At 59.5% G+C, this 15,806-nt stretch carries 18 protein-coding genes; 1 reads left to right on the plus strand and 17 read right to left on the minus strand.

Annotated features, from left to right (window positions below):
• Window positions 1-12: 12 nt before the first annotated feature.
• The 16 genes from rplN to rpsL form a co-directional block, all read right to left on the minus strand.
• Entirely contained in the window at window positions 13-381 is a 369-nt protein-coding gene (rplN, locus tag SJY08_RS09270; protein WP_006728677.1) for a 50S ribosomal protein L14, read from the minus strand.
• 229 nt (window positions 382-610) lie between these two features.
• Window positions 611-847, minus strand: coding sequence for a 30S ribosomal protein S17 (rpsQ, locus tag SJY08_RS09275; protein WP_054150968.1), 237 nt, complete (start codon window positions 845-847; stop codon window positions 611-613).
• Window positions 848-859: 12 nt separating this feature from the next.
• Window positions 860-1,060 carry a 50S ribosomal protein L29 gene (gene rpmC, locus SJY08_RS09280; RefSeq protein WP_006728679.1) on the minus strand — a complete coding sequence of 67 codons (201 nt, stop codon included), beginning with the start codon at window positions 1,058-1,060 and terminating at the stop codon, window positions 860-862.
• 11 nt (window positions 1,061-1,071) lie between these two features.
• Window positions 1,072-1,485, minus strand: coding sequence for a 50S ribosomal protein L16 (gene rplP, locus SJY08_RS09285; RefSeq protein ID WP_006728680.1), 414 nt, complete (start codon window positions 1,483-1,485; stop codon window positions 1,072-1,074).
• Window positions 1,486-1,524: 39 nt separating this feature from the next.
• Window positions 1,525-2,256: a 30S ribosomal protein S3 gene (gene rpsC, locus SJY08_RS09290; protein WP_054150967.1), complete on the minus strand. Its 732-nt coding sequence runs from the start codon at window positions 2,254-2,256 to the stop codon at window positions 1,525-1,527.
• Window positions 2,256-2,645 carry a 50S ribosomal protein L22 gene (gene rplV, locus SJY08_RS09295; RefSeq protein ID WP_377275390.1) on the minus strand — a complete coding sequence of 130 codons (390 nt, stop codon included), beginning with the start codon at window positions 2,643-2,645 and terminating at the stop codon, window positions 2,256-2,258. The genes rpsC and rplV overlap by 1 nt, the downstream gene beginning before the upstream one ends.
• 2 nt (window positions 2,646-2,647) lie before the next feature.
• A complete protein-coding gene (gene rpsS, locus SJY08_RS09300; RefSeq protein WP_006728683.1) occupies window positions 2,648-2,926 on the minus strand; it encodes a 30S ribosomal protein S19 in 279 nt (92 codons plus the stop codon).
• A 15-nt stretch (window positions 2,927-2,941) separates the two neighbouring features.
• Entirely contained in the window at window positions 2,942-3,778 is an 837-nt protein-coding gene (gene rplB, locus SJY08_RS09305) for a 50S ribosomal protein L2 (RefSeq protein WP_006728684.1), read from the minus strand.
• A 17-nt stretch (window positions 3,779-3,795) separates the two neighbouring features.
• Window positions 3,796-4,089: a 50S ribosomal protein L23 gene (locus SJY08_RS09310; protein ID WP_006728685.1), complete on the minus strand. Its 294-nt coding sequence runs from the start codon at window positions 4,087-4,089 to the stop codon at window positions 3,796-3,798.
• Window positions 4,086-4,706 (minus strand): 50S ribosomal protein L4, encoded by a 621-nt coding sequence (rplD, locus tag SJY08_RS09315; RefSeq protein WP_377275391.1) that lies wholly within the window; start codon window positions 4,704-4,706, stop codon window positions 4,086-4,088. The genes SJY08_RS09310 and rplD overlap by 4 nt, the downstream gene beginning before the upstream one ends.
• A 13-nt stretch (window positions 4,707-4,719) precedes the next feature.
• Entirely contained in the window at window positions 4,720-5,358 is a 639-nt protein-coding gene (gene rplC / locus SJY08_RS09320) for a 50S ribosomal protein L3 (RefSeq protein ID WP_006728687.1), read from the minus strand.
• Window positions 5,359-5,530: 172 nt separating this feature from the next.
• Complete coding sequence (rpsJ, locus tag SJY08_RS09325; protein WP_009109911.1) at window positions 5,531-5,839, minus strand: 30S ribosomal protein S10; 309 nt, start codon at window positions 5,837-5,839, stop codon at window positions 5,531-5,533.
• A 376-nt stretch (window positions 5,840-6,215) separates the two neighbouring features.
• Window positions 6,216-7,391 carry an elongation factor Tu gene (gene tuf / locus SJY08_RS09330; protein WP_069041580.1) on the minus strand — a complete coding sequence of 392 codons (1,176 nt, stop codon included), beginning with the start codon at window positions 7,389-7,391 and terminating at the stop codon, window positions 6,216-6,218.
• Between the two features lie 72 nt (window positions 7,392-7,463).
• Window positions 7,464-9,563, minus strand: a complete 2,100-nt coding sequence (gene fusA / locus SJY08_RS09335) for an elongation factor G (protein WP_377275392.1) — start codon at window positions 9,561-9,563, stop codon at window positions 7,464-7,466.
• Window positions 9,564-9,595: 32 nt separating this feature from the next.
• Window positions 9,596-10,066, minus strand: coding sequence for a 30S ribosomal protein S7 (gene rpsG, locus SJY08_RS09340; RefSeq protein ID WP_006728778.1), 471 nt, complete (start codon window positions 10,064-10,066; stop codon window positions 9,596-9,598).
• A gap of 86 nt (window positions 10,067-10,152) precedes the next feature.
• Window positions 10,153-10,524, minus strand: a complete 372-nt coding sequence (gene rpsL / locus SJY08_RS09345; protein ID WP_377275393.1) for a 30S ribosomal protein S12 — start codon at window positions 10,522-10,524, stop codon at window positions 10,153-10,155.
• 508 nt (window positions 10,525-11,032) lie between these two features.
• Between rpsL and SJY08_RS09350 the strand changes: the two genes are divergently transcribed.
• Window positions 11,033-11,326, plus strand: coding sequence for a hypothetical protein (locus SJY08_RS09350; RefSeq protein ID WP_054149591.1), 294 nt, complete (start codon window positions 11,033-11,035; stop codon window positions 11,324-11,326).
• Between the two features lie 201 nt (window positions 11,327-11,527).
• Here the strand turns inward: SJY08_RS09350 and rpoC are convergent, their stop codons facing one another.
• Window positions 11,528-15,739 (minus strand): DNA-directed RNA polymerase subunit beta', encoded by a 4,212-nt coding sequence (rpoC, locus tag SJY08_RS09355; RefSeq protein WP_377275394.1) that lies wholly within the window; start codon window positions 15,737-15,739, stop codon window positions 11,528-11,530.
• Window positions 15,740-15,806 lie beyond the last annotated feature (67 nt).

Genomic DNA, 15,806 nt, shown 5'->3' on the forward strand with positions numbered 1-15,806 from the left:
CTCGTCGCTCCCTTACAGTACTTCCGGAGCCAGCGAGATGATCTTCATGTGGTTCTTGGCGCGAAGTTCGCGCGGAACCGGTCCGAAGATACGGGTGCCGATGGGCTCTTTCTTGTTGTCGATAAGAACAGCTGCGTTGTTATCGAATCTGATGACGCTGCCGTCGGCGCGACGGATGTCCTTGGCGGTGCGCACGACAACCGCCTTCATCACGTCACCCTTCTTCACGCGGCCGCGCGGAATGGCTTCCTTGATCGAAACGACAATGATGTCGCCGATGGAAGCGTACTTGCGCTTGGAGCCGCCCAGCACCTTGATGCACATGACACGACGTGCGCCGGAATTATCCGCCACGTCGAGGTTAGTCTGCATCTGAATCATGTCAGGTCGCCTTCTTGTTGTAACCCGAACGGTTGGGCCGAGGCCCCCTATTCCGGCTTATGATAAATTTCTGGTGTGCGCGGGAAGACAAATACAGGGTGGTTTCCCATATGGGACCTTCCGTGCGCTCAAAGCAAAAGAACGCCCGATTCCGAGCGTTCTCAGCCAGTGGCCTGCTTCATACAGATTTCTGCGCAAGGTGCAAGCCCTTGCGCAGGAAGTCCGTAAATTAAGCCTGGGCGGTGATAACCGTCCAGCACTTGTCCTTGGAGATCGGAGCGCATTCCTGGATGGAAACGACGTCACCGGTCTTGAACTGATTGTTTTCGTCATGTGCCTTGTACTTCTTGGACCGGCGAACGGTCTTCTGAAGCAGAGGATGGGCGAATCGACGCTCAACGCGAACAACGATGGTCTTGTCGTTCTTATCGCTGACAACTACGCCCTGCAGAATGCGTTTCGGCATATTTCTCGGTCCTTAGGCCTTGGCTTCTGCCGCCTTCTGGCGGGCAATGGTTTTCACGCGTGCGATGTCACGACGGACTTCCTGAATACGGGAAGACTTCTCGAGCTGGCCGGTGGCCTTCTGGAAGCGCAGGTTGAACTGCTCCTTCTTCAGCTTTGCAAGCTCGTCGTTCAGCTGGTCAGCGCTCATGGCGCGTACGTCTACGGCTTTCATCGACTTGATCCTCACTCTGCAATGCGCTGTACGAAGCGCGTCGTGACAGAGAGCTTGGCGGAACCGAGGCGGAGAGCCTCGCGCGCGATCTCTTCCGATACGCCGTCGATCTCGAACATGATACGGCCGGGCTTGACCTTGCATGCCCAGTATTCGACCGAACCCTTACCCTTACCCATACGAACTTCGGTCGGCTTGGCCGTGACCGGAACGTCAGGGAATACGCGGATCCACACGCGACCAGCACGCTTCATGTAGCGGGTGATCGCACGACGGGCTGCTTCAATTTCGCGAGCGTTCACGCGGTTCGGTTCCAGAGCCTTCAGGCCGAATTCACCGAATGCCAGATCAAAACCGCCCTTGGCGACGCCCTTGATGCGGCCCTTGAACTGCTTGCGGTACTTTGTACGCTTTGGCTGCAACATTTTCTTACTTCTCCGAGCTTATCTTTCGCCAGCGTTCAATCAAGCGTTCTCGCGGCGACGGTCGCCACGATCACCGCGTTCGCGGCTTGCGGGACCCTGGGCATCGCCCTCCATCGCACGGCGTTCCGATGCCATCGGATCGTGCTCGAGGATTTCGCCCTTGAAGATCCAGACCTTCACGCCGCAGATGCCGTATGCGGTTTCGGCTTCAGCCGTACCGTAATCGATGTCTGCACGCAGGGTGTGGAGCGGAACGCGACCTTCGCGGTACCATTCGGTACGAGCGATTTCGGCACCACCGAGACGGCCGGCGCAGGTGATCTTGATGCCTTCGGCACCGAGACGCATGGCCGACTGAACGGCGCGCTTCATGGCGCGACGGAATGCAATACGACGCTCGAGCTGCTGGGTGATCGACTGAGCAACGAGCGTTGCGTCGACTTCCGGCTTGCGCACTTCAACGATGTTGAGGTGGGTTTCCGAGTTGGTCATCGAGGAGATCTTCTTGCGAAGCTTCTCGATGTCTGCACCCTTCTTGCCGATGATCAGACCCGGGCGAGCCGAGTGGATCGTGACGCGGCACTTCTTGTGCGGACGCTCGATGACAACCTTGGCGATGCCGGCCTGCTTCAGCTCGTCCATCAGATACTTGCGGATCTTCAGGTCTTCGTGGAGCAGCTTGCCGTATTCGGCGTTGTCGGCGAACCAACGGCTATCCCAGGTGCGATTGATCCCGAGGCGGAAGCCAATCGGATTGATTTTCTGACCCATTATGCGGCCTCCCCTTTGGCTTCGACTTCACGCACCACGATGGTGAGGTGCGAGAACGGCTTTTCGATGCGCGATGCGCGGCCGCGGCCACGAGCGTGGAAACGCTTCATGGTGATCGACTTGCCAACATAGGCTTCGGCGACGACCAGCTGGTCGACGTCGAGGTCATGGTTGTTCTCGGCGTTGGCGATCGCAAACTCGAGAGTCTTGCGAACGGTTGCGGCGATACGCTTGCGGGAGAATTCCAGCTCAGCGAGAGCGCGCTCGACCTTCTTGCCGCGGATGAGCGCGGCAACCAGGTTGAGCTTCTGGGGGCTGACGCGGATCGTGCGGGCGACTGCCTGCGCTTCGTTGTCCTTGAGCCGGCGTTCGGTTTTAGCCTTGCCCATCGTTACTTCCTCTTCGCCTTCTTGTCCGCACCGTGACCGTAATAGGTCCGGGTGGGAGCGAATTCACCAAACTTGTGTCCGACCATGTCTTCGTTGACCGAGACGGGCACATGCTTCGAGCCGTTGTAAACGCCGAAGGTGAGACCTACGAACTGCGGCAGGATGGTAGAGCGACGGCTCCACATCTTGATCACTTCACTGCGGCCGGTCTCGCGAACCTTCTCAGCCTTCTTGAGAAGATAGCCGTCGACGAACGGGCCTTTCCATACTGAACGAGCCATTTCTGACTACCTCTCTTACTTCTTCTTCAGGTGGCGCGAACGCATGATGAACTTGTCAGTCGACTTGTTCGAGCGAGTCCGCTTGCCCTTGGTCGGCTTACCCCACGGGGAAACCGGGTGACGACCACCGGATGTGCGGCCTTCACCACCACCGTGCGGGTGGTCGACTGGGTTCATGACGACACCGCGGTTGTGCGGGGTCTTGCCGCGCCAACGGGTACGACCGGCCTTGCCGTCGTTGGTGTTGCCGTGGTCCGGGTTGGAAACGGCGCCGATGGTTGCCAGGCAGGAGCCCGGAACCAGACGCTGCTCACCCGAGTTCAGGCGCAGGATTGCCATGCCGGCATCGCGGCCGACCAGCTGGACGTAGGTGCCAGCCGAACGTGCAATCTGACCGCCCTTGCCAGGCTTCATCTCGACGTTGTGGACGATCGAACCGACCGGGATGTACTGCAGCGGCATGGTGTTGCCGGGCTTTACGTCGACAGCCTTTTCCGATGCGATGACCTTGTCGCCGGCAGCGATGCGCTGCGGAGCAAGGATGTAGGCCTGCTCGCCGTCGGTGTAGGTGACGAGAGCGATAAAGGCCGAACGGTTCGGGTCGTATTCCAGGCGCTCGACGGTGCCTTCGACGTCGAACTTGCGACGCTTGAAGTCAACCAGACGATAGGTGCGCTTATGACCACCACCGATGAAGCGAGCGGTGATGCGACCGTAGTTGTTACGGCCACCGCTCTTCGAGAGACCTTCCGTCAGCGCCTTGACCGGCTTGCCCTTCCAGAGGCCAGAGCGGTCGACGATGACCAGCTGACGCTGGCTGGGGGTCGTCGGATTGTAGCTTTTCAATGCCATTGTTCTTGTTCCCTACCTCAGACGCCCGTCGACACGTCGATGGACTGACCTTCGGCGAGCGTCACGACGGCTTTCTTGACGTCCTTCTGCTTGCCGGCGAAGCCGCGGAAACGCTTGGTCTTGCCCTTGCGGACGAGCGTATTGACGGCGGTGACCTTGACGCCGAAGAGGGCTTCGACAGCAGCCTTGATTTCCGGCTTGCTTGCACCCTTGGCGACGTTGAAGACGACCTGGTTGAACTCAGACACCATGGTCGACTTTTCCGTGATCGACGGAGATACGATCACATCATAGTGGCGAAGATCCGTCATTTGAACCGCTCCTCCAGAGCTTCCACCGCAGCCTTGGAAAGCACGAGCTTGCCACGGCGCAGGATGTCATAAACGTTGATGCCCTGAACCGGCAGAACATCGATGTTCGGGATGTTCGAAGCGGCGAGCTTGAAGTTGCTGTCGATTTCGGCGCCGCCGATGACGAGAGCGTTGGTGAGGCCGAGCGAGGCGAAGCTACCGACGAGCAGCTTGGTCTTGGCTTCAGCAGCCACCAGGTTGTCGACGATGATCACGTCTTCCGACTTCATCTTGGCAGAGAGAGCGTGGCGCAGAGCGAGCGCACGAACCTTCTTCGGCAGATCATGAGCGTGGCTGCGAACAACCGGGCCATGAGCCTTACCACCGCCGCGGAACTGCGGAGCGCGGGCCGAATGGTGACGAGCACGACCGGTGCCCTTCTGCTTGTACATCTTGGAGCCAGTGCGGGAAACTTCCGAACGGCCCTTGGTCTTGTGCGTACCGGCGCGCTTCTTGGCGAGCTGGTAGCGGATCATGCGAGCGATCAGGTCTTCGCGGGGCTCAAGGCCGAAGATTTCGTCCGACAGAGAAAGCTTGCCGGCGTCCGTGCCCTCGAGGGTCTTGACGTTCAATTCCATGTGCTTGGCTCCCTTACTTCGCCGACTTCACGGCGTCGCGGACGATGATCCAGGAACCCTTGGAGCCGGGAACGGCGCCCTTCACAAGGATAAGACCACGATCTTCATCGGTCGAAACGACTTCGAGGTTCTGGGTGGTGACGCGCGTCTGACCCATATGACCAGCCATGCGCTTGCCCTTCCAGACCTTGCCCGGATCCTGGTTCGAACCGGTCGAACCATGCGAGCGGTGCGAAACGGAAACACCGTGGGTCGCACGAAGACCACCGAAGTTGTGACGCTTCATGGCACCGGCGAAACCCTTACCGATCGTCGTGCCCGTGACGTCGACTAGCTGGCCGGCTTCAAAATGGCTCGCGGTCAGCTGTGCGCCGACATCGATGAGGTTGTCTTCGGAAACGCGGAATTCAACGAGCTTGGCCTTGGGCTCAACGCTCGCAGCTGCGAAGTGACCACGAAGGCCCTTCGACGTGTTCTTGACCTTCGACGTACCGGCACCGAGCTGAAGCGCGACATAGCCGTTCTTGTCGGCCGTGCGCTGAGCCACGACCTGTACGTTATCCAGACGCAGAACTGTTACCGGGATATGTTCGCCGGCGTCGTTATAGACGCGGGTCATTCCCACTTTCTGTGCAATCACACCTGAACGCATTGGTTCATTCCTCTTGAGAGTCGCGGCCGGGAAAAGTGATCCAGGCCTTTCCTCTTTGTTTAAGGATTCCACTCAGGCCCTTCCGAACCATCGGGTTTCCCGTTTCGAGAAGTCGTTGGCAGGTCTTGCCACGTACCTTCCTTGTTATTACGGCTCTCGCCGGAATTTCTTCTTAGAGCTTGATTTCGACGTCAACGCCGGCAGCCAGGTCGAGCTTCATCAGCGCGTCCACGGTCTGCGGGGTCGGGTCTACGATGTCGAGCAGGCGCTTATGCGTGCGCATTTCGAACTGTTCGCGGCTCTTCTTGTCGACGTGCGGCGAACGGTTGACGGTAAATTTTTCAATGCGTGTCGGGAGCGGTACCGGGCCGCGAACGCTTGCACCGGTGCGCTTTGCCGTCTGCACGATCTCGCGCGTGGAGGCATCGAGAACCCGGTGATCAAACGCCTTCAGGCGGATGCGGATATTCTGGCCGTTCATTCGACTTGTCCTTGTTTCTTTTCTTGCGTCCCGCATACGCAGAGACAGTGAATTACCATGACTGGCCGGCCCCTAATTTTCAAAAATCACAGCAGCACCGCGGGGTGCCCCTGTCACTCTCTTCATTCATGAGGAGCCCTGCCGAACTCAGCCCGTCACCAGGCCTTGAAATCTGCAGCGCTGAGAACCGCGGTGCAAATCACCGTGCGATTCTGATCGTGGCCGGCGACATACACCGCAATCGGCCTCTCGTCAATCCGCCCGACTGGACGAATTGGCGACATGCGCGCTGTCTGCATGACTGGCTTGCACCAATCAACAGACGGAAACGAAAAGCGGCCCCGGGCTCGTGGCCCAGGGCCGCCATCTCAATCGATTACTCGATGATCGAAGCGACGATGCCGGCGCCGACGGTACGGCCGCCTTCGCGGATAGCGAAGCGCAGCTTTTCTTCCATCGCGATCGGAACGATCAGCTCGACTTCAACCGTGACGTTGTCGCCCGGCATAACCATTTCCGTGCCTTCCGGAAGCGACACGATGCCGGTCACGTCCGTCGTACGGAAGTAGAACTGCGGACGATAGTTGGTGAAGAACGGCGTATGACGACCGCCTTCTTCCTTCGTCAGGATGTAGGCTTCTGCCATGAACTTCTTGTGCGGCTTGACAGAGCCGGGCTTGCACAGGATCTGGCCACGCTCAACCGCATCGCGGGTCACGCCACGCAGAAGTGCGCCGATGTTGTCGCCAGCCTGGCCCTGATCGAGCAGCTTGCGGAACATTTCAACGCCCGTGCAGGTCGTCTTCGTCGTCGGACGGATGCCGACGATTTCGATTTCTTCGCCGACCTTGACGATACCGCGCTCAACGCGACCCGTCACAACCGTACCACGGCCAGAGATCGAGAACACGTCTTCGATCGGCATCAGGAACGGCTGGTCGATCGGACGCTCAGGCGTCGGGATGTAGGCGTCAACCTGAGCCATCAGCTCGCGGATCGCGTCTTCACCGATCGTCTTGTTCGAATCTTCAAGAGCGGCCAGAGCCGAACCCTTGACGACCGGGATGTCGTCGCCCGGGAAGTCGTAGGACGACAGAAGTTCGCGAACTTCAAGTTCAACGAGCTCGAGCAGTTCGGCGTCGTCGACCTGGTCAACCTTGTTGAGGAAGACGACGATCGCGGGAACGCCAACCTGACGGGCGAGCAGGATGTGCTCGCGGGTCTGCGGCATCGGGCCGTCAGCGGCCGAGCAAACCAGGATCGCGCCGTCCATCTGCGCTGCACCGGTGATCATGTTCTTGACGTAGTCGGCGTGGCCGGGGCAGTCGACGTGCGCGTAGTGACGGGCAGGCGTCTCATACTCGACGTGCGCCGTCGAGATGGTGATGCCGCGTGCCTTTTCTTCCGGAGCGGCGTCGATCTGGTCATAGGCCTTGAACTCACCGAAATACTTGGTGATCGCTGCCGTCAGAGACGTCTTGCCGTGGTCGACGTGGCCGATCGTGCCGATGTTGACGTGCGGCTTGTTGCGCTCAAACTTACTCTTTGCCATTTTCGGCTCTCCATTTTCTGGTCCCCGTCAGGGGAAATTCACAAATTCAATTGAATGGGCGGGGTATCCCGGTCACTTCTGACCGGAATACTTTGCCTGGATTTCAGCAGCAACGTTCGACGGGACCGGTGCGTAGTGATCGAAGGTCATCGAGTACTGTGCGCGGCCCTGCGACATGGAGCGCAGGTTGTCGACGTACTTGAACATGTTCGCGAGCGGGACGTGAGCATTGATCACGATCGCGATGCCGCGCTGTTCCTGGCCCTGGATCTGACCGCGACGCGAGTTCAGGTCACCGATCACGTCACCGACGTAATCCTCAGGCGTTACCACTTCGACCTTCATCATCGGCTCGAGCAGCTGTGCGCCGGCCTTCTTGGCTGCTTCACGGAAGCAGGCACGCGATGCGATTTCGAAGGCGAGAACCGAGGAGTCGACGTCGTGGAAGGCGCCGTCGATGAGGGTCGCCTTGACGCCCAGCATCGGGAAGCCCGCGAGCGGACCAGACGACAGAACGCTTTCGATACCCTTCTGAACGCCCGGGATGTATTCCTTGGGAACAGCACCGCCGACGATCTTCGACTCGAACTTGAAGTCTTCGCCTTCAGGGTTCGGTTCGAAGACGAGCTTGACGCGCGCGAACTGACCGGTACCACCGGACTGCTTCTTGTGCGTGTAGTCTTCTTCGTGCGTCTTCGTGATGGTTTCGCGATAGGCAACCTGCGGCGCACCGACGTTGGCTTCAACCTTGAACTCGCGACGCATGCGGTCGACGAGGATATCGAGGTGAAGTTCGCCCATGCCGGCGATGATGGTCTGGCCGGATTCCTGGTCGGTCTTGACGCGGAAGGACGGGTCTTCGGCAGCGAGGCGATTGAGCGCGAGGCCCATCTTTTCCTGGTCGCCCTTGGACTTCGGCTCGATCGCGATCTGGATGACCGGCTCAGGGAATTCCATGCGCTCGAGGATAACCGGCTTCAGGGGATCGCAGAGCGTGTCACCCGTCGTGGTTTCCTTGAGGCCGGCGAGAGCAACGATGTCGCCTGCAAAGGCTTCTTCGATGTCTTCACGGCTGTTGGAATGCATCTGCAGCATGCGGCCGACGCGCTCGCGCTTGTCCTTGACCGTGTTCAGAACCGACACGCCCTTTTCGAGCTTGCCCGAATAGATGCGTGCGAAGGTGAGCGAACCGACGAAGGGGTCGTTCATGATCTTGAACGCGAGCATGGCGAGGGGCTCGGCATCGTCAGCATGACGCTCGATCTCGGCTTCCGTCTTGAAGTCGATACCCTTGATCGCCGGGATGTCCAGCGGCGAAGGCAGGTATTCGACGACGGCGTCGAGCAGCGGCTGAACGCCCTTGTTCTTGAAGGCGGTACCGCAGAACATCGGATGGAACTTGACGTCGATGGTGCCGCGGCGAACCAGGGCACGGATCTTGTCGTTGTCCGGCATGATGCCGTTCAGGTAGTCTTCCATCGCCTGTTCGTCGATCTCGACAACGGTCTCGATCAGCTTTTCGCGATATTCTTCGGCCTTGTCCTTCAGGTCGTCCGGGATCTCGACAACGTCCCAGGCAGCGCCGAGGGACTCGTCACGCCAGACGAGAGCGTTCATCTCGATCAGGTCGACAACGCCCTTGAACTCGAACTCAGCGCCGATCGGGAGCTGCATGACAACTGCGGTGGCGCCGAGACGGGTCTTGATCATTTCTACCGAGCGGTAGAAGTCAGCACCGGTCTTGTCCATCTTGTTGCAGAAGATCATCCGCGGGACGTTGTACTTTTCAGCCTGACGCCAGACGGTTTCGGTCTGCGGCTCAACGCCGGCATTGGCGTCGAGAAGGGCTACTGCACCGTCGAGAACCCGCAGCGAACGCTCGACTTCGATGGTGAAGTCAACGTGGCCGGGGGTGTCGATGATGTTGAAGCGGCGCATCTTGCCGTCGCGACCCTTCCAGAAGGTCGTCGTGGCAGCGGAGGTGATCGTGATGCCACGCTCCTGCTCCTGCTCCATCCAGTCCATGGTGGCTGCGCCGTCATGAACTTCGCCGATCTTGTGCGACTTACCGGTGTAGTAAAGGATACGCTCGGTGGTCGTGGTCTTGCCGGCGTCAATGTGCGCCATGATGCCGAAGTTGCGGTAGTCTTCGATTTTATATTCGCGAGCCATAACGGACTGCCTTTCGATATTCGATCGGTTGATTACCAGCGGTAATGCGAGAAGGCGCGGTTTGCATCGGCCATCTTGTGGGTGTCTTCGCGCTTCTTGACGGCGCTACCGCGGTTGTTCGCTGCGTCGAGCAGCTCGCCGGAAAGGCGGTCGACCATAGTGGTCTCGTTGCGCTTGCGGGCAGCAGTGATCAGCCAGCGGATCGCGAGAGCCTGACGGCGCTCCGGACGAACGTCGACCGGGACCTGGTAGGTCGCACCACCAACGCGGCGCGAGCGGACTTCAACATGCGGCGCGACGTTGTCGAGCGCCTGATGGAAGATCGCAATCGGTTCCTGCTTGGACTTGTTCTGAACGACGTCGAAGGCACCGTAGACGATGCTTTCAGCAACCGACTTCTTGCCGTGAAGCATGATGGCGTTCATGAACTTGGTGACGACGAGATCGCCGAACTTCGGGTCCGGATTGATTTCGCGCTTTTCTGCACTGTGGCGACGGGACATACTATTTGTCTCTCAACGGTTAGGGACGCTTTATCACGCGGAGAACCTCGCGCAGCGCCGGTATCTTGTGAATGAAGGACCGAATCTTACTTCGGACGCTTCGCACCGTACTTCGAACGGCGCTGCTTACGGTTCTTGACGCCCTGGGTGTCGAGAACGCCGCGGATGATGTGGTAACGAACGCCCGGCAAGTCCTTTACGCGGCCGCCACGGATCATGACGACAGAGTGTTCCTGCAGGTTGTGACCTTCACCCGGAATGTAGCCGATGACTTCGAAGCCATTGGTCAGGCGGATCTTGGCAACCTTACGGAGAGCCGAGTTCGGCTTCTTCGAAGTCGTGGTGTAGACGCGGGTGCAAACGCCACGCTTCTGCGGGTTTTCCTGCAGAGCAGGAACCTTATTGCGCTTTACCTGTGCCTGACGCGGCTTGCGGATCAGCTGGTTTACGGTAGGCATATACCCATCCCTTGCAAAATCTAGTCTCAAGCCCTTTCAGGCCCTTGTGGTTTGCCGTTTCCGGCGGCGGCCGCACAGTTTTCTTCATGCGCAAAATGTGGCCCGACCCGTTTTCGCGGATGGACCACAAAAGACAGAGGACGCACTGCAAGAGTGCGTCGTGCGAGCAGCATTTGTGTCGTCAACGTGCGTTTGGAGACCTGTTTGAGATGAACTTCAGGACGAGTCGTCCCGAAAAATGCGATCTCACATGGGCTCCGATGGCCGGGGTACTACTGTTTTCCCCCCTGAACGTCAAGTCACATCTCACAATTAATGGCCTGAGCCCCCTGCCCGGCCGGGAGTCTGGCCGTTTCCGCACGGGAAAACGGAGATGCGAAGACGATTTGGCTTGGCTTGCGCCGCGAAACTTCTAGATAGGTAGAGACAGAGGGTCAACCGCCCTACCGTCTGGTCGAATCGGCCGAGGCGAAAGAATCGTTCCGCCACAACAGGAAGACCAGGCGCCATGATCACCAGCCCCGACAATGACAACAACCGCGACGAGCCCATGGTGTTCATCGTCATCGCCAAGGCCTATGAGACCGAAGGCGGCCAGCCGATCGATCTGCACGTCATGCTGACCGCCCCCGACGATGACACGGCCGTGCGTCTCACGCTGAACGCGCTCTCGGAAGAAGGCTTCCTGGAAGCCGATCTCGACCAGATCGGCATGATCACGGGTGCGCCCGACGAAGAGCCGCATGCCTCAGCCTATCAGGGCGCGCTCGAAGGCGAAGTCGCGATCATCCGTTTCGCCTGAGATTACACCCACACAGCCGCTGAGCCAGAGGCCGGTCCCATCGACCGGCCTTTTTCGTTGCGTGTTTCAGGACGCATGCTCGTGGCGACGGCAGCCGAAAGCGTGGCTGACGCCCACCCTCCCGCCAAGAGCCGGAATGAAAAGACCGCCCGGAGATGGCTCCGGGCGGTCTTTCTAGGTTCAGAACGGTCCAGCTTCCGATTACTCGGCGGCAGGCGCGCTTTCGCCAGCGAGGTTCTGCAGCATCGGCGTTGCGACATCTGCGCCGGTGCCCTTCTTGCGTTCCTCGAGGATGAGGTCGTCGCGAGACGTGGCGATGCGGCGGATCTGCGTCATGGTACCACCGGTACCGGCCGGGATCAGACGGCCAACGATGACGTTTTCCTTCAGACCCTGCAACGTGTCGGTCTTGCCGGCGATCGCAGCTTCCGTGAGAACCTTGGTGGTTTCCTGGAAGGATGCGGCCGAGATGAACGACGGCGTCTGCAGCGAGGCCTTGGTGATGCCGAGAAGGACCGGATCGCCGTATGCCGGCTTCTTGCCCTCTTCGACCAGGCGGTCGTTGTTGTCGTCGAGCTCGATGCGGTCGACGTTGTCACCCACAATATAGTGGCTGTCGCCCGCGTCGGTGATCTCGACCTTCTGCAGCATCTGGCGAACGATCACCTCGATGTGCTTGTCGTTGATCACAACGCCCTGCAGACGGTAGACTTCCTGGATTTCGTTGACCAGGTACGAGGCAAGTGCCTCGACGCCCTTGATCGCCAGAATGTCGTGCGGAGCCGGGTTACCGTCGAGGATGTAGTCACCCTTTTCGATGTAGTCGCCTTCCTGAAGGTGGAAGGGCTTGCCCTTCGGGATCAGGTATTCGACAGGCTCGACACCGTCTTCAGCCGGCTCGATGATGACGCGACGCTTGTTCTTGTAGTCGCGGCCGAGGCGGATCGTACCATCGATCTCAGCGATGATGGCATGGTCCTTCGGACGACGAGCTTCGAACAGTTCGGCAACGCGCGGCAGACCACCGGTGATGTCCTTGGTCTTGGCGCTTTCCAACGGCGAACGTGCAAGCACGTCACCCTGAGAAACCTTCTGACCAGGCTCGACCGAAAGGATCGCTTCAACCGACAGCTGGAACCGGGCTTCGCCACCACGGGCAACCTTCAGAACATTGCCGCTGGCATCCTTGATGACGATCGCCGGCTTGAGGTCCGTACCGCGCGGGGTCGAACGCCAGTCGATAACCTGACGCTTGGTGATGCCGGTCAACTCGTCGGTGGCTTCGAGCACCGAGATACCGTCGACGACGTCCTCGAAATGCACGATACCCTCGACTTCCGTCATGATCGGGCGTGTGTACGGATCCCACTCGGCCAGACGCTGGCCGCGCTTCACCTTGTCGCCATCGTCGACGAAGACCTTCGAACCATAGGCCACGCGCTGAGACGAACGCTCAACGCCACGCTCGTCCAGGATCATCACCGCCATGGAGCGACCCATGGCGATCAGGGTGCCATCGGAATTGCGCAGCATGTTGCGGTTCTTGATCTGCACCGTACCTTCGTACGAGGCCTCCAGGAACGACTGGTCGACCACGGTCGCGGTACCGCCCAAGTGGAAGGTACGCATGGTAAGCTGGGTGCCCGGCTCACCGATCGACTGTGCGGCGATAACGCCGACGGCTTCGCCCATGTTGACGGGCGTGCCGCGTGCAAGGTCGCGGCCGTAGCAGATCGAGCAAACGCCGGTCTGAACTTCGCAGGTCAGGGCCGAACGGATGCGGATCGACTGGATACCAGCCTTTTCGATCTCGATGACATCGGGCTCAAGGATCATCTTGCCGGCATCGACGATGCGCTCACCCGTGATCGGATGATCGATATCATCGAGGGCCGTACGACCGAGAACGCGGGCACCGATGGAGGCAACGACCTGACCGGCATCGACGATCGCCGTCATGGTGAGGCCCTTGTCGGTGCCGCAATCCACGAGGTTGACGATGCAATCCTGGGCCACGTCGACGAGACGACGGGTCAGGTAACCGGAGTTCGCGGTCTTCAGAGCGGTGTCTGCGAGGCCCTTACGGGCACCGTGGGTCGAGTTGAAGTACTCGTTAACGGTCAGGCCTTCCTTGAAGTTCGAGATGATCGGTGTCTCGATGATTTCGCCCGACGGCTTGGCCATGAGGCCACGCATGCCGCCCAGCTGACGCATCTGGTTCGGTGAACCACGAGCACCCGAGTGCGACATCATGTAGATGGCGTTCATCGGCTTCTGGCGGTTGGTTTCCGGATCGAACTCGACAGCCTTAATGCGGGCCATCATGTCTTCGGCGACCTTCTCAGTGGCCTTGCCCCAAGCGTCGACGACCTTGTTGTACTTCTCGCCCTGGGTGATCAGGCCGTCGTTGTACTGCTGCTCGTATTCCTTGACCAGCGTTTCGGTGTCGCCAACGATCTTCGCCTTGGTTTCCGGGATGATCATGTCGTCCTTACCGAACGAAATGCCAGCCTTGCAGGCGTGGGTGAAGCCGAGCTGCATGATGCGGTCGCAGAAGATGACCGTGTCCTTCTGGCCGCAATGGCGGTAGACCGTGTCGATCATCTTGGAGATGTTCTTCTTGGTCATTTCCTGGTTGCAGGTCTCGAAGGGCACGTTGACGTTCTTCGGCAGAAGTTCGCCGATGATCATGCGGCCAGGCGTGGTCTCATAGATCTTCGATACCGGGTTGCCCTCGGCGTCGACGGTCTTGAAGCGGCCACGGATCTTGGCGTGCAGCGTGACGACCTTGTTCTCCAGAGCGTGGTGCAGTTCGCCCATGTCGGAGAAGGCCATGCCTTCGCCCGGCTCGTTCTGGTTCTGGATCGACAGATAGTACAGGCCGAGAACCATGTCCTGCGACGGAACGATGATCGGCTGACCGTTGGCCGGGTGCAGGATGTTGTTCGTCGACATCATCAGGACGCGGGCTTCGAGCTGAGCTTCGAGCGACAGCGGCACGTGAACGGCCATCTGGTCACCGTCGAAGTCGGCGTTGAAGGCCGTGCAGACGAGCGGGTGCAGCTGGATGGCCTTGCCTTCGACCAGGATCGGTTCGAAGGCCTGGATGCCCAGGCGGTGCAGCGTCGGTGCGCGGTTCAGCAGGACCGGATGCTCGCGGATGACCTCGTCGAGGATATCCCAGACTTCCGGCTTTTCCTTTTCAACCAGCTTCTTGGCCTGCTTGACGGTCGAGGAGTAACCCTTGGCGTCGAGGCGGGCGTAGATGAACGGCTTGAACAGTTCGAGCGCCATCTTCTTCGGCAGGCCGCACTGGTGCAGCTTCAGTTCCGGACCCGTCACGATGACCGAACGACCGGAATAGTCGACGCGCTTGCCGAGCAGGTTCTGACGGAAGCGGCCCTGCTTGCCCTTGAGCATGTCGGACAGCGACTTCAGCGGACGCTTGTTGGCGCCGGTGATGACGCGGCCACGGCGACCGTTGTCGAAGAGCGCGTCTACAGATTCCTGCAGCATGCGCTTTTCGTTGCGGATGATGATGCCCGGAGCGCGCAGTTCGATCAGGCGCTTCAGACGGTTGTTACGGTTGATGACGCGACGATAGAGATCGTTCAGGTCAGACGTTGCAAAGCGGCCGCCATCGAGCGGGACCAGCGGGCGCAGGTCCGGCGGGATGACCGGAACGACCTTCATGATCATCCATTCCGGACGGTTGCCCAACTCCATGAAGTTCTCGACGATCTTCAGGCGCTTCATCAGCTTCTTCTGCTTGAGATCCGAGGTGGTCTCGGCAAGCTCAGCGCGCAGATCGCCAGCGATCTTCTCGAGGTTCATCGAGGCCAGCATCTCGTAGATGGCTTCAGCGCCGATCATGGCGGTGAACTGGTCTTCGCCGAACTCGTCGACGGCCATCATGTACTCTTCTTCAGAGAGCAGCTGGTTTTCCTTGAGCGAGGTCAGGCCCGGCTCGGTCACGATGTAGTTCTCGAAGTAGAGAACGCGCTCGACATCCTTCAGCGTCATGTCCAACAGCGTGGAGATGCGCGACGGCAGCGACTTAAGGAACCAGATATGGGCGACCGGGGCTGCGAGCTCGATGTGGCCCATGCGCTCGCGGCGAACGCGCGACAGCGTAACTTCGACGCCGCACTTTTCGCAGATGATGCCCTTGTACTTCATGCGCTTGTACTTGCCGCACAGGCATTCGTAGTCCTTGATCGGTCCAAAGATACGCGCGCAGAAGAGGCCGTCACGCTCGGGCTTGAACGTGCGGTAGTTGATGGTTTCCGGCTTCTTGATCTCGCCGTAGGACCACGACAGGATCTTTTCCGGGCTCGCGATCGAGATCCGGATGGAATTGAAGTGCTGAGCCGGCACTGTCGGGTTGAAAAGGTTCATGACCTCTTGGTTCATGCCTGTCTCCTTGATGGGGCTAAAAAGCCCTCGATTGGGTCGCGGTGGCGGCGAATTCCCGGGATGC

It is taken from the genome of Rhizobium sp. R86522, from assembly GCF_042466255.1.
In the GTDB taxonomy this organism is placed as follows: Bacteria; Pseudomonadota; Alphaproteobacteria; order Rhizobiales; family Rhizobiaceae; genus Allorhizobium.